The sequence below is a fragment of the Anditalea andensis genome, from assembly GCF_000714815.1.
Taxonomy (GTDB): Bacteria; Bacteroidota; Bacteroidia; order Cytophagales; family Cyclobacteriaceae; genus Anditalea; species Anditalea andensis.
In genome coordinates, this window is record NZ_JMIH01000014.1 from 139,659 (window position 1) to 153,560 (window position 13,902).

Consider the following 13,902-nt stretch of genomic DNA (forward strand, 5'->3'; position numbering starts at 1 on the left):
AAACATATGAATTTTCCAAAAGAACTGAAGTACACTAAAGACCATGAATGGGTAAAAATTGAAGGTGATATTGCTACTATCGGTATCACAGAATTTGCAGCCAAGGAACTGGGCGATATCGTATATGTAGAAGTAGAAACGTTAGGTGAAACTATTGAGCACGGTGAAGTGTTTGGTACTGTAGAAGCTGTAAAGACAGTTTCTGATTTATTTATGCCTTTAAAAGGTGAGGTCCTTGAGTTCAATGAAGATTTGGAAAGTTCTCCGGAGCTAGTTAATGAAAGTCCGTATGGAGAAGGCTGGATGATCAAAGTTAAAATCAGCGGTGATCTTCCAGATGATCTGCTATCCTCTGAAGCATATACAGAACTGCTGGGCCAATAATCTTACAAACGTGCGCAACAGATTCATTCCAGCTATAGTATGGACGCTTTTATTACTGGTGGGACTACTTACTCCTGGTGAACAGTTGCCTGACGTACCCAATACAATTGGTCTAGATAAGATAGTCCATCTGGTTTTGTTTATGGTACTTTCCTTTCTCTGGGCCCGTGCATTTATAGCTAAAGAAAATAAAGAAGTAAAAAAAAGAAAATTTATTCCTATATATTTAGTTTTTACTTTAATATTTGCTATCTTAGTAGAATACATGCAACGAATGGTTCCAGGGCGCGCATTTGACTATCTGGACATCCTATTTAATGTGTTAGGAGTGGTAGCAGGGACGATTTTATTTGCTTACTTACATAAGAATAAAAGTATTCTTGTATAAATAAAAATAATTAGTTAGAATTGTTATCTCTTTACTGACAAAAGACGAACTTATTAACCTTATAAGTAATTACCATGGAAGCTAAAAAAACACCCAAAGCTGATCTGACCAAAAAAACAGGCCTGTTCCTGAATATTGGTCTTGCAGTCAGTGTTGGTCTTGTTCTATTTGCTTTTGAGTACAAATCATATGAAGATTTTGGCTTAAAGGATCTTGGAACGATCGACGATGATTTCGAAGAATTATTGGATATTCCGATCACGGAACAGCCCCCACCGCCACCGCCGCCGGTAGAGCAGCCTATCATAGAAGAGATTCCTGATGAGGTGGAAATTGAGGAGAAAATTGAAGTAAACTTTGACGTAGATGTCAAAGAAGAAACAGTTATCAAAGAAATCGTAATAGCAGATGCACCTGTAGAAGAAAAAGCGGATGCAATCTTTGATGTAGTGGAGAATCCTCCAGAGCCAGCCGGTGGATTTGAAGGCTGGAACAAATACCTTAGCAGTAACTTAAAATATCCTACTCAAGCTAGAAGGATGGGTATAGAAGGAACTGTTTACGTTGTATTCGTAGTAAACACCGATGGATCTATTCAGGATGTGGATGTCCTTAGAGGTATAGGAGGAGGTTGCGATGAAGAAGCTATAAGGGTGGTAAAGGCTGCTCCAAAATGGACGCCAGGTCGCCAAAGAGGTAGACCAGTAAGGGTAAAAATGAGATTACCAATAAGATTCAAACTAAGCTAATATACTTAAAAAGGGAGCCATATGGTTCCCTTTTTTATTTCTTAACATTTTTTATCGTGCTGTTACCAGCGTTGAAGGAATTTTAATTCAGGGCTGCAAGTTTACTGGACCTACTTTTTACTAGCTTTTAAAGCATGATAAAAATAAGCTGTTCATATAACTTTATCCTTCAAGCGGGCAAGATCAACAATTAAACTATTTGCACTAATCCTTGCACTTTATAGCCAGCCAAAACCATCAGATTATAATATATTCAAAGCTTGCTCCTTTATCTTTTCCAGTTCATCCTTCATCACGATAACATGTCTTTGAATACCTGCATCATTGGCTTTGGAACCGATAGTGTTTATTTCCCGTCCTATTTCTTGACTGATAAATCCGAGCTTTTTGCCTTGGCTTTTATCAGAATTCATGATTTTATCAAAATAATCCAAATGTGTACCTAATCTGACTATTTCTTCGGTAATATCCAGTTTTTCAAAGTAATATATCAATTCCTGCTCAAATCTATTGGCATCAAAACTATTTTCTTCCAGCCAATCAGAGAAATTATTGGTAATCCTGTCTTTGATTCTTTGTTTTCGCAAAGGCTCTTCTGATTTGACCTTAGCTAGTGACCCCCTCAATATTTCCAAATTTTCTTTAAACTTGCTCATCAAAACCTCCCCTTCATCTTCCCTGAACTCATTACAGTGTACTAAAGCATCTTCAATTACTTGTTTCACAAGGTCCCAATCTTCAGTATTACTTGTTTTCTCGGTGATAGCAGTGGTGACATTTGGAGATTGCGCAGCCATTTTAAATAAATCTATTGAATCTATACCTACTTTACTGGCCATTGAGCGGTATTTTTCATAATAAGCTACAAATAGCTCTTCATCTATATGTACCGGCAGATCATTATTTGATTTGGACACAAACTCTATGGAGAGATTTACCTTTCCTCTTTCTAGATAGGCGCTTACAATATTCCTTATCTCAAGCTCTTTATCGGTAAACTGTCTAGGGCTTCTAAGCGATAGATCCAGAAACTTAGAATTAAGTGTCTTTACCTCGACATTGATGATATGCTTTTCACTTTCTAGATTGGCTATACCATAGCCCGTCATGGATTTAATCATTATAAATTATTAAGAATATAAATCTTTATTAAAAATTGTACCCTAAAGTAACATAAAAACGTGGCTTCTCCACTGCATAATTTCTAATAGGCCTTGCTACATCAAATTTTACATAATAGTTCAAAAGCACAGTTCTTAATCCAGCACCATAACTCTGAAGCCAGGGATTATTAAAATTATTGAGGGTTATTCGGAATGGCGACCCTTCTGTGTCGATCACTTCAGTATTCTGATCATTTACCCGCTCCCAAGGGGGAGCTTCAGACCATGACGATCCTGCATCATAAAAGCCTACTAATTGGAAGTTCTTTATAAAATTAGACGCTATATTGCCCCTGGATAAATAGGAAAATAGCGGAATTCTAAGTTCGGCCGTAAAAGTCACCACATTATTTCCTCTAATTTCATCATAGTCATATCCTCTTAAATCTACGAATTCAGCAAATAAAATATCGGAGTTCTCTATGCCCGTCGGATTTCTTACCGGACTCGCTTCAGGCCTATTGGGTGGGGGTTGGTGAAATCTATTAAACAGCCAATTATCCATCCCGCCTACTAAATACGACTGTGGATTGTTACCAAAAAAGGATCCTGCAAATAAACGAGTAGCAAGTGTAATGTTTTTGGAAATTTTCTGGTAATTCCTAAAATCCATGTAAGCATTACTAAAAGATCGCTCACTGGCACTTAAGCCTTGGTAGTGGACGTAACCTATCTTTCCTTTAAAGCCCTGCTCCAGATAAAGACCAAGTTGCTGTGTCCTATCTATTACTATTTCGGCCCTTCCGCCGGCATATTTAATATCAAGTCGATTATCAGGGCCCTCGCCACCTCTTATAACCGAATCTGGGTTAAGATTAAAATATTGGGTCTGAGCAAAAAAGGGAGCGGCATACAACCTGGTATTCACGGTAAATGGATAGGAAAAACCTAGTTCGGCTTTTGTAAGGACATATCTTTGATAGGTGTCTGTACCTTCACTCCACATTAATGCACGGCGGTCAAATCTTGCCCGAACATCTATACGTTGTTTTCGATATTCATATTCAAAAAACACGTCAGACCCGGAACTAAAGTCCAATGCAGCCATGATACCCCCTGTAAAAGAATGGTTATCCAGTAAGTCTGTCATTTCTGCATTTAAACTAATCCCAAATCCTCTTAGAGGATCTACCACAAATGAAGTATTTAAACTACTCGCTATAAATCTCGGCACATATGTAGTAGGTCCGGTTACCCTCTTCTGCAAAGTCTGCTGCCGGTATGCTTCCAGTACAGAACTCCTTCCAGCACCAGCTAATCTAGAAGGCCTTACTGTAAGATCAGGTATGGTATCAAAAACATAATTTTCTGTATCAATTCCCCCTCTTCTTTCAAACCTCAGCTTATCTGTCGCTATAGTTCCGGTCCTACTTGGAATGGTGTCACTAGCATCTACTGATATCCCCAATACTTCCTCCAGATTAATATTTAGGGTAGTGTCCACACGGGTCTGATCCGCTATTGGCACATCTTCAGGATCTGGAGCAGGCTCAGGGGCTGTCGGCCTTCTTTCTCTTCTGGTACTTATCCTTTGGTTAAGCTGCTTGGCTTGGGTCACCTGTACCCTTGGAGTGCTAGGTGTAAACTGGTCCAGATTGGGAAACTGTTCCACCACCAGTTTATTCTGAATACCATCTTGTACAGCATAAGCCCAGCGTCCTGTCTGCTGTGAATAATCAAAGGCTACTATGCTCTTATTAAATGCAGACACCTGACTGGAAACAGTACTGCCCAGCCCATATCGGCTTACATTCATAATACCACTTTGATCACTCAGATGAAGAATAAAGTTCCTATTCAATACCCTAGGACGATAATTTCTAGTATTGGCATTGGTAAGTCGAGTAGTAACAATTGAGTCTCCCACCTCCATTTTAAATAAATTATAATATTGGGGCAATTGCTGTACATCAAAAATCCTGCTGTTCATCACCGTATCGGGAAGATCTACTCTATTGGAAGAAAAAATAATGGTGCTGTCGTTCAAGAAAGCGGGAGTGATGTTATCAAAAACATCATTGGTAAGCCTTCTACCCTGCCCTCTTAAATTTAAAGTATATATATCCCTTCGCCCATTAGATATAGCAGACATTAAAATATTTCTCCCATTAGGAGAAAAGTCCATATCCATGATCTGGGTTATATTCCGTAAGAAGATCTTATCTGAGCCCCCCCCATCTATGGACCTTAACCGTAAAGTAGTTATTCCTCTTTTGAAGGTGGCTATAGCTATACTACTGGTATCCCTCCACGCGATCACCGGAGAAGTAAAATTGGGCTCTTGGTCATCTGCATTAAAACCACCACGATAAATGACACGCTCACGATTATCCTGAAGATCACGGATGACAAGTCTATATTTACCGTTACTATTTATTACATAGGCCAAATTTTTACCGTCTGGGCTAAATTTGATATCATTGATAAATCCCTGCCTTCGTGGTCTGGTAGTAGCTATGACATTATTTTCATTGATTGATTTAAAGCTGCTCATGACAGGCTCATTAAGTGTTACATAATAAGCTCTCCACTGTTCAGAAAATGTACGATAATTCACCCCTATGGTATTGGCTATGCTGTTTTCCTCGTTTCTGTTAATTCGGCTAAGATTAAGGATACTGCTGATGTACCTTTTACCATACTTCTCTACTATAAAATTCCAGATGGACTGACCTACCAGCTCAGCCTCATCTTCCCTTAGCCTGTATAGTCTTGGTTTTGCATTGTCCAGAAGATAGTGCCTGACAAAATCGTCCATTTCACGGTCCCAGCCCTTGGCCAAATATCGTGCTGCACCACTTATAAACCAGGCTGGAAAACTATTGATCAGATTTGACTGGAAAGCATCGGCGATCGTAGAACCATAAAGCATTTCTTCTATTATGGATCTTGAGACACCATATATCAGTTCTTCTTTAAATGCAGGCCATTCTCCTGGATATGGAACTTCTGCCAGAAGTTTGGAAAAAAATGTCTGTCCATCTACTGTATATTCATCAGTATTTAAATTAAGGTTACTCTGAAGCAGGTCCTCTCTTGAATTATATATAAAAACTTTAGGTTTGGTATAGGCCACATAGCCTATCATCTGGGTAATCCTATCAAATTCTGCCTCAAGATAATCTATGGCCATGCGGGCATTGGCCTGGCCGCCATCATAATAATATACTTCAAAGTTATTTGAACTATAGAAAGACCATTCCATATTTTTATGCTGGATCCGGTTTTTACCAAACCGCTCCCTATCAAACTGTGCACTTGCCTGTGGTATAACGCCTATAAAAAGCACAGCAATCAATCCTAGCAGTAATCTTTGCTTCATGTATATAAGGTAAACTATGTCTTAAATATACTTAAAAAAACGACTTATATTAACATCTTTTTCCACTTCCTTGTCAAAAATCAAAAGATCCCTCATTTGCAAACTATAATAGGGAGCCAATGAAACGCCCTTGGCACCGAGACCATTGAAGATATAAACGTTTCTATAATCAGGATGTTTTCCTAAAATCGGTTTTCTATCTCTAGTAGCGGGCCTTATTCCGGTGGCATGTTCTATTATTGTATTTTCAGGTATTTTGATCAGCTTTTCATATTTTTCTAGTATCTCTTTTTTGGCCCTTTCTGTAGGGCCTTGATCTAGGTCATCCCAACTGTATGTAGACCCAACCCGGTGTGTACCATTGGGTAATGTAATACGAAAAACTCCCCGGTTTATTATTTCTTTAGGAATAAATGGCTGCTTTAATACCAAAATTTCCCCTTTGACCGGAGCAAAAGGGAGCTTTTCAAAAAACCTGCTTTTCATAGCTCCCAAGCCATTAGTATAAACTATAGCACCTGCCTTTATATCTTTGTATAATACACCATCTTCCCGTATCCTAAGCAGATCTTCCTGAAAAGCATCATCCAAAAGAACCCGCTCCCCGATCAGTTTTTGCTGATAGGCATCCAGCAAGGTATTGATATCTACGTATCCTGAATTCTTTAGCAAAACTCCTCCATAAGAATCATTTACTTCCTGATAGTAAGACTTTGTTCTGATTTCTTCAATATAGTCCTCAAAATTATCTTCACTGCTATAACCCATCCATTCATTTTGTTCTTCTATGGACAAAAAAGGTCTATATATAGCAGTGGGATATAGGATTTTTACTCCAAGTTCCTTTTCCAATTCTTGGTAAAGCCTTTCTATTTCTGGGAAAATTTTATCCGCATTCCATGTTTTAACCAATTTTTTGCCAGTGATCGGATTATAAAGTCCAGCAGCAATCCTGCTGCTTTTATTTTCTTTAGCTAGGTCTATTATACCTACTTGTTTGCCTGCTGATCTGAGCCGATGCGCGAGGATCGTCCCCGCTAAGCCCTGTCCTATGAGTAAAAAATCTACTTCCATACCCAAAAATAAATTCTTTATTCGTTATTTTGGGTTTATATCTTAAATCATTGCCAAATGCTGGAAATAAAATCATTTACTTTTAATCCATTTATGGAAAATACCTATGTCCTCTATGACGAATCCAGGGAAGCGGTGATCATAGACCCAGGTTGCTATGAGCAAAAAGAAAAAGATTTACTTACTGCTTATATCAAAAGCAAAGCGCTAAAAGTAGTAAAGCTACTCAACACCCACTGCCATATAGACCATGTTTTGGGAAATGCCTTTATCAAAAGGCACTATAAGGTAGACCTTTATCTCCATGAAGAGGATGCCCCTGTACTTAAATCAGTGGAAACCTATGCCGGCAATTATGGATTCCAGCAGTATGAAAGTTCCAAGGAAGATCACTACCTTCAAGATGGAGAAAGGCTATCCTTTGGAAACACATCCCTGAAAATCATCTGGGTCCCCGGACACGCTCCTGGACATGTGATTTTTTACCATGAAGAAAGCCTTAACTGTATAGGGGGAGACACTCTTTTTGAAGGCAGTATAGGAAGAACCGACCTTCCCGGCGGTGATCATCAGACGCTTTTGGATGCCATTAAAAACCGCATGTTTACCTTGCCAGATGAAGTAGTAGTCCATCCTGGACATGGCCCCATTACCACTATAGGTATGGAAAAAATCAACAACCCTTTTGTAGGTAAAAACGCCTCATTTTGAACATTATCAGACATATTCCCAATACCCTTACCTGCCTTAACCTAATCTCAGGTATGGCAGGTATTTATTTTGTGCTGGAAGGCCATATTTACTATGGAGCCTATTTTATCCTTTTGGCGGCATTTTTTGATTTCTTTGATGGGTTTGCAGCAAGAATGCTGAAGGTAAGCAGCGATATAGGAAAAGAACTGGACTCACTTGCAGACCTCGTTACATTTGGTGTTTTGCCTGCCTTTATCATATTTAAAATGATGATGGATATAAATAATGAAAGCTATCTGCCCTTCATTACGTTTTTGATTGGAGTATTCTCTGCGATCCGATTGGCAAAATTCAATGTGGACACCCGGCAAACGGAAAGATTTATAGGGCTGCCTACCCCAGCCAATGCTTTGCTCCTTTCCGCGCTGCCCTTTACGGCACTTCATGTAGAATGGGTGGCGGATTTACTCATCAATAACTATTTTCTTGCTGGATTATCAGTGGTGATGTCTTTACTTTTAGTAGCTGAAATCCCCCTGATTGCCCTGAAATTTAAAAATTTTGGGGTTAAGGATAACATCTATAGGTACCTTGTTCTGCTTATTTCTATTGTTTCTGTATTATGGTTAGGACTAGGGGGGATACCCTTGGTAATCATTTCTTATGTGGGGCTTTCATTAATAGAAAACGCCATTTTAAAGAATACACAGGGCTAAGTGAGATGATAAGGTTTCTGAACCAGATACTATCAGGGCGGATAAATTCAACCCAGTAGCTATAGCAATTATAAATAATAAGCCCGTCTCTTCGTATATGAAGAAAACTTCACCTGAACTTAAAAAATTTTAATATATTGGGAAGTGAAATATCTAAAGTGGCAATACGTTATCCAGAAGCTTACGCGCTTAGGGATGGTAGGCAATTGATTTTTTACAGAGCAAAACTAAATATCCGGCGAAAGGGACTTATATTTACGAACTAGTGCTTCGGTCAGAAGCAGATGGCGGCTAGGACCGAAAGAGCGGGAAACTACTTATTCAATGAAAATAAAGGGAAATTATTTAAAGCAATTATTTTTTCTATCCATTGTAGGTTTAACGACCACGACTACTTTTGGCCAAAATTCAGTATTTCTATCTGGTCAGGACAGAAATCGCAGACCTATCACTACAGCTGTACCATTCTTGAATTTCGCTCCTGACAGCCGGCATTCAGGTATGGGTGACGTAGGAGTAGCTACTTCTCCCGATGCCAATTCAGCACACTGGAATGCTGCAAAGCTGGCATTTATTGAAAGTGATATGGGATTTTCTCTTTCCTACTCCCCCTGGCTGGGAAGACTGGTACCTGACATGTCTTTAAATTACCTGGCAGGATATAAGAGAATCGATGCCGTTTCAGCATTTGGTTTTGATCTTCGCTATTTTAATATGGGTGAAATCATATTAACAGATCTTTGGGGAAATGAGTTAGGTGAATTTACACCAAGGGATATTGCCATCGGGGGGACCTATTCCCGGCAGTTATCGCAAAATCTATCGCTAGGTATCTCAGCAAGATTCATACATTCAAATCTCTCAGGATATGTAGGAGCAGGAGGAGGTAATGAAGGCCGACCTGGTGTAAGTGTAGGGACAGATATAGGCATATATTATAGAAAAGAAGTAGAAATAGCCGGAAAAGAAGCTTTGTGGTCATGGGGAGCAAATATCTCTAACATAGGCCCTAAAATCACTTACAATAGTGTTGATGACCTGGATTACATTCCCACTAATTTCAGATTGGGAACAGCTTTAGAAATCCCTTTAGATGAAATGAACAGGTTGACCATAGCCCTGGATGTGAATAAATTAATGGTCCCTACCCCGCCTATATATCAGCGGGATGAATTTGGAAACCTGATACTTGACAATCAGGGCAACCCCAGCATCCAAGCAGGAAGAGACCCCAACAGACCTTTGATCGACGGCATGTTTACTTCATTTGCAGATGCTCCCGGAGGATTTAGGGAAGAACTCCAAGAATATATGATATCTATAGGCGCAGAATATGCCTATGATAATAAATTCATGGTCAGGACCGGCTACTTTTATGAAAACATAAACAAGGGAGGCAGAAGATACTTTACGATGGGCGTAGGTTTCAGACACCAGCGTTTTGGCTTTGATTTCTCCTATTTAGTACCCCAGGTGCAGAACCATCCCTTAGCAGAAACATTAAGATTTTCATTAGTATATAATATTCCTAGATAATGGCCCTAGACAGGACTACCGCACCCGAATTTTTAATCCCTGAAAATATAACATTAATACCTCCAATTAAAAGGATGCTCAAAAATGGAGTGGCCCTTTACTTTATCAAAACACCTCAACTAGATGCAGTAAAAATGGAATTGGTCACTGAGGCCAATAAGCACCTCCTACAAAAAGAAAAAGCACTGGTACCCTTTTTTATGATGCACATGCTGTTAGAGGGCACTAAAGAAATGAAGTCAGAAGTCATAGATGATTTTTTTGACCATTACGCATCAGAAGTAGACGTGATCAGTTCATTTGAGCAGAGCGGCATGTCCCTGCTGACCACCAAGAAGCATTTTAAAAATGTTTTGCCGGTGTTCAGAACATTGTTTACTGATGCAGTATTTCCCGAAAAGGAACTGGCCAAAAGAAAATCACAGAAAGAACTGACTATCTCCATTCAAAAAACCGAAAATGGTGCAAGGGCAAATCAACTGTACCGAAAGGGACTCTTTGGCACGGATCACCCCTATGGGTTTATCGCAGATGAAGACGATGTCAGAAATGTAAGCAGAGAAGACCTTGTAGATTTTTATGATAAATTCTTTATGGTCAACCCTGAAATATTTATAACAGGAAATCTGGAGGAGAATGAACTTGATCTCGTGTCAAATTTATTTGGCAATATACCTACCTTAAATTTAGAAGACATTCTTCCTGACTTTACCATTTCTCCCGAAAAGCGTATTTCCGAACTGAAAGAGAAATCTGTTCAATCATCCATCCGACTTGGTAAACACCTTATACCAAAGGACCATAAGGACTATCATGCTTTGGTACTGTTCAACACCATACTGGGAGGATACTTTGGTAGCAGGCTGATCAAAAATATCAGGGAAGATAAAGGTCACACCTATGGCATCCATAGCTCAATAGGCAGTCTGCGGCTTTCTGATTACTGGATAGTAATGGCGGATGTACAAAAAGGTTTTGCCGATGTCGTTATAGAAGAAGTTTATAAGGAAATAGAATTATTACAAAATGAACCCGTAGGCGAAGATGAATTGGAAACCGTAAGGAACTACATGATCGGCCATTTCATGTCCAATTTCAGTTCGCCATTTGATCTGATCAATAGGTTCAAAAACATCCACCAAGCCGGTATGGAATATAGTTTTTATCAAGAGCAATTGGATTATATCCGCACTTTCAAAGCAGAAGATATCCAATATATAGCCCAAACATATTTTAATAGGGAGAGTATCTTTGAAGTAGTGGTAGGGTAAAAAGACATCTTATTTCTTCCGCAACTTTCTCAGGCTAGGATATATACTGGAGATATCAATGGCTAAGCTATACCAGATGCTGAAAATTCTCAATTTAAGTGATCGAGGCAATAGCTCTCTGGCTATATCCAAAAACCCCTTCGCTATATCAAAATTAGCCGAGCCCAAAGCATGGAATGCTTCGTACATGACCCTTTTATAAAGTGCCAAATTTTCAATATCGGTTTGGTTCATCTGCTTTATTTTTTGACACACCCGCAGTGTACTTCCCAATAATGAGGAAGCACGGTTACTATACTGGGATGCTGAAAAGGAAGATGGTAGTATCCTTTTCTTCACACCTACATGAGGGTTATAACAAAAGGGATATTGCCTAGATAACCGGCAAAGTATGTCAAAATCCTCGTAAACCAATGCTCCATCATATCCGCCTTCGCTTTTCAAATGATCCGCCCTAAAAACCAATGTCACTGTACTGATGCAATAGTGGGCAATGACCGATTCATATACATAGCCAAACCTATGAATTGGAGGTCCGAATTTATTCATCTCATAAAACTTTTTTTGTTCATCAGCCTCTTCAACTTCTGCATCAGAAAAGCAGACAGCTGCCTGTGGATATTTATATAAGGTGACCAAAGAAGCTTCGATATGACCTGGTAATAAGACATCGTCTCCAGATAGATCTATAATAAAGGCTCCGCATGACTCAAATAGGGCATCATTAAAGGATGAGCAGTAATTTATGGTTTGATCCCGAATGATGACTTTAATATCTAATTCGCTATTGGACATAACCCACTTTTCTATTTGAACCCGGCTATTATCCTGACTGCCATTATCTATTATAAATATTTCCAAATTGGTATGGCTTTGATCTTTGACACTATCCAAAGCTTCCTTTACAAAGGCTTCATGATTATAAACCGTACAGATCACCGTAACTATATGGGAAGATATGTGCTTCAAAATATTTAATATAGATTATCAGGATTACTTTCTAAAATACAGGAAAATCAGGGTTACTTGATTTCTAATTTCCTTATATTGCTCACAGGAACATTACACCCATAAAATAAACCTATTTTTAGGCATTCATGATTTACCTTCTGCTATGTATTTTATCCAATGTACTAATTTTTGTAGTCTTTAGGATATATCCTAAATATAGGATCAATACCCTGCAGGCCATTGTAATGAATTATCTATTTTGTGTGCTCACCGGTGTAGTTTTTTATTCATCCACTTTAGCAGCATATATACATCAAGTAGACTATTTTCCAGCGTGGGGATATATTGCATTGTTTCTAAGCTTTGCATTTATTCTTACGTTCTTGCTGATGGCCCATACCACCCAGCGGATGGGCATCACAGTGGCCACCATTGCCTCAAAGCTATCGCTGGTAATCCCGGTATCGTTTAGTTTATTGCTTTTTTCCAGAGGACATACCGAGCTTTCCCCCATAAATTCTGTAGGGATACTATTGGCTTTAGTAGCTATCGTTTTGGCTTCATTTCAACCCAAGTTAAGTAAAATAAAAAATTTCCGGAAAAAAGACCATCCTCTGATACTTCCTATAGGCGTCTTTTTATTAGGGGGCACAATAGACACATTGATCAACTTTGCCAACTTAAAGTATCTCCAGCAGGGGGAAGACGCCATATTCGTAATCAGTATTTTCATTTTGACATTTATTTGGGGAGTGATCTGGTTATTGATCAAGGGGAATGGCCTGCAGAACAGATCATTGTATGGCGGTCTTTTACTGGGTGTGCCCAATTTTTTTTCTATGATATTCTTATTAAAAAGCCTCGATACATTTGATAGCAATGGGGCACTGATTTACCCTTTGGTCAATATCGGTATCATACTGGGAGGATCCCTGGTATCTGTATGTATATTCCATGACAGACTTATGAAGATCAATTATCTCGGTGTATTTTTGGCTTTGGTATCTTTAATTCTAATCAGCTGGACAAATGAATGACACTTTTCTTACCCTTAAAGAAGCGTCAGAGGGTCTTTATAAAGAGAAAGGAAGCAAGTTCCTAGCCTTTGCGTTTCCTGTAAGTGACGATCACGAAATTAAGGAAAAGCTGGATACGCTTAGAAAAAAATATTATGATGCCAGGCACCATTGCTATGCCTATATGCTAGGGAAGGATAAAGAAAATTATAGGACCAATGATGATGGAGAACCTAATCACAGTGCAGGTGATCCTATTTTGGGACAAATCAGGTCTAAGGACCTTACCAATGTACTCATCGTAGTGGTCAGGTATTTTGGTGGTACTAAATTAGGGGTGGGTGGGCTGATCAATGCTTATAAAACTGCGGCAGCCGAAGCCATCCAGGCCAATGAAATCATCACAGAAATGGTGACTAAAAATATCAGGTTTACTTTTGACTATCTTGATATGAATGAGGTCATGAGGCTGATCAAAGAATATGATCTGGAGATAAAAAAACAAGAGTTCGACAATACCTGTACTATGACCATAAGGGTAAGGGAAGCCAATTTCGACAAGTTTATGGAACGTCTCATAGAAATCTCATCGGCTAATATCCTCAATTGATTCCAGGATTTTTAGTGATATTGTCTGTA

The 13,902-nt window shown here is 39.0% G+C and carries 13 protein-coding genes; 9 read left to right on the forward strand and 4 right to left on the reverse strand.

Annotation, left to right across the window (positions count from 1 at the left end):
* Positions 1-6 precede the first annotated feature (6 nt).
* From gcvH to EL17_RS04255, 3 genes are all read left to right on the forward strand, one after another.
* Positions 7-384 carry a glycine cleavage system protein GcvH gene (gene gcvH, locus EL17_RS04245; protein ID WP_035070637.1) on the forward strand — a complete coding sequence of 126 codons (378 nt, stop codon included), beginning with the start codon at positions 7-9 and terminating at the stop codon, positions 382-384.
* Positions 385-394: 10 nt separating this feature from the next.
* Complete coding sequence (locus tag EL17_RS04250) at positions 395-772, forward strand: VanZ family protein (RefSeq protein ID WP_035070640.1); 378 nt, start codon at positions 395-397, stop codon at positions 770-772.
* 74 nt (positions 773-846) lie between these two features.
* Positions 847-1,521 (forward strand): energy transducer TonB, encoded by a 675-nt coding sequence (locus tag EL17_RS04255; RefSeq protein WP_035070643.1) that lies wholly within the window; start codon positions 847-849, stop codon positions 1,519-1,521.
* A gap of 242 nt (positions 1,522-1,763) precedes the next feature.
* Here EL17_RS04255 and EL17_RS04260 read toward each other — a convergent pair whose 3' ends face one another.
* Genes EL17_RS04260 through EL17_RS04270 form a run of 3 tightly spaced genes read right to left on the reverse strand, consistent with a single transcriptional unit; the run spans position 1,764 to position 7,080 of the window.
* On the reverse strand, positions 1,764-2,642 hold the full coding sequence (locus EL17_RS04260) for a YicC/YloC family endoribonuclease (RefSeq protein ID WP_035070646.1): 879 nt from the start codon (positions 2,640-2,642) through the stop codon (positions 1,764-1,766).
* A 28-nt stretch (positions 2,643-2,670) separates the two neighbouring features.
* Positions 2,671-6,006, reverse strand: a complete 3,336-nt coding sequence (locus tag EL17_RS04265; RefSeq protein ID WP_035070649.1) for a PD40 domain-containing protein — start codon at positions 6,004-6,006, stop codon at positions 2,671-2,673.
* A gap of 21 nt (positions 6,007-6,027) precedes the next feature.
* Positions 6,028-7,080 carry an NAD(P)/FAD-dependent oxidoreductase gene (locus EL17_RS04270; RefSeq protein ID WP_035070652.1) on the reverse strand — a complete coding sequence of 351 codons (1,053 nt, stop codon included), beginning with the start codon at positions 7,078-7,080 and terminating at the stop codon, positions 6,028-6,030.
* Between the two features lie 57 nt (positions 7,081-7,137).
* Between EL17_RS04270 and EL17_RS04275 the strand changes: the two genes are divergently transcribed.
* The 4 genes from EL17_RS04275 to EL17_RS04290 all read left to right on the forward strand — a co-directional run bounded on the left by EL17_RS04275 (position 7,138) and on the right by EL17_RS04290 (position 11,296).
* On the forward strand, positions 7,138-7,791 hold the full coding sequence (locus tag EL17_RS04275) for an MBL fold metallo-hydrolase (protein ID WP_035070655.1): 654 nt from the start codon (positions 7,138-7,140) through the stop codon (positions 7,789-7,791).
* Positions 7,788-8,489, forward strand: coding sequence for a CDP-diacylglycerol--serine O-phosphatidyltransferase (pssA, locus tag EL17_RS04280; protein WP_035070658.1), 702 nt, complete (start codon positions 7,788-7,790; stop codon positions 8,487-8,489). The genes EL17_RS04275 and pssA overlap by 4 nt, the downstream gene beginning before the upstream one ends.
* Positions 8,490-8,813: 324 nt before the next feature.
* A complete protein-coding gene (gene porV / locus EL17_RS04285) occupies positions 8,814-10,025 on the forward strand; it encodes a type IX secretion system outer membrane channel protein PorV (protein ID WP_035070661.1) in 1,212 nt (403 codons plus the stop codon).
* Positions 10,025-11,296 carry a M16 family metallopeptidase gene (locus EL17_RS04290; protein ID WP_035070664.1) on the forward strand — a complete coding sequence of 424 codons (1,272 nt, stop codon included), beginning with the start codon at positions 10,025-10,027 and terminating at the stop codon, positions 11,294-11,296. The genes porV and EL17_RS04290 overlap by 1 nt, the downstream gene beginning before the upstream one ends.
* A gap of 9 nt (positions 11,297-11,305) precedes the next feature.
* Here the strand turns inward: EL17_RS04290 and EL17_RS04295 are convergent, their stop codons facing one another.
* Positions 11,306-12,265 carry a glycosyltransferase family A protein gene (locus EL17_RS04295; protein ID WP_164674957.1) on the reverse strand — a complete coding sequence of 320 codons (960 nt, stop codon included), beginning with the start codon at positions 12,263-12,265 and terminating at the stop codon, positions 11,306-11,308.
* Between the two features lie 227 nt (positions 12,266-12,492).
* Between EL17_RS04295 and EL17_RS04300 the strand changes: the two genes are divergently transcribed.
* Together EL17_RS04300 and EL17_RS04305 are read left to right on the forward strand one after the other, a co-directional pair.
* Positions 12,493-13,284 (forward strand): hypothetical protein, encoded by a 792-nt coding sequence (locus EL17_RS04300; RefSeq protein ID WP_164674958.1) that lies wholly within the window; start codon positions 12,493-12,495, stop codon positions 13,282-13,284.
* Positions 13,277-13,873, forward strand: coding sequence for a YigZ family protein (locus EL17_RS04305; RefSeq protein ID WP_035070670.1), 597 nt, complete (start codon positions 13,277-13,279; stop codon positions 13,871-13,873). Before EL17_RS04300 ends, EL17_RS04305 begins: the two co-directional genes overlap by 8 nt.
* The last annotated feature ends 29 nt before the right edge of the window (positions 13,874-13,902 follow it).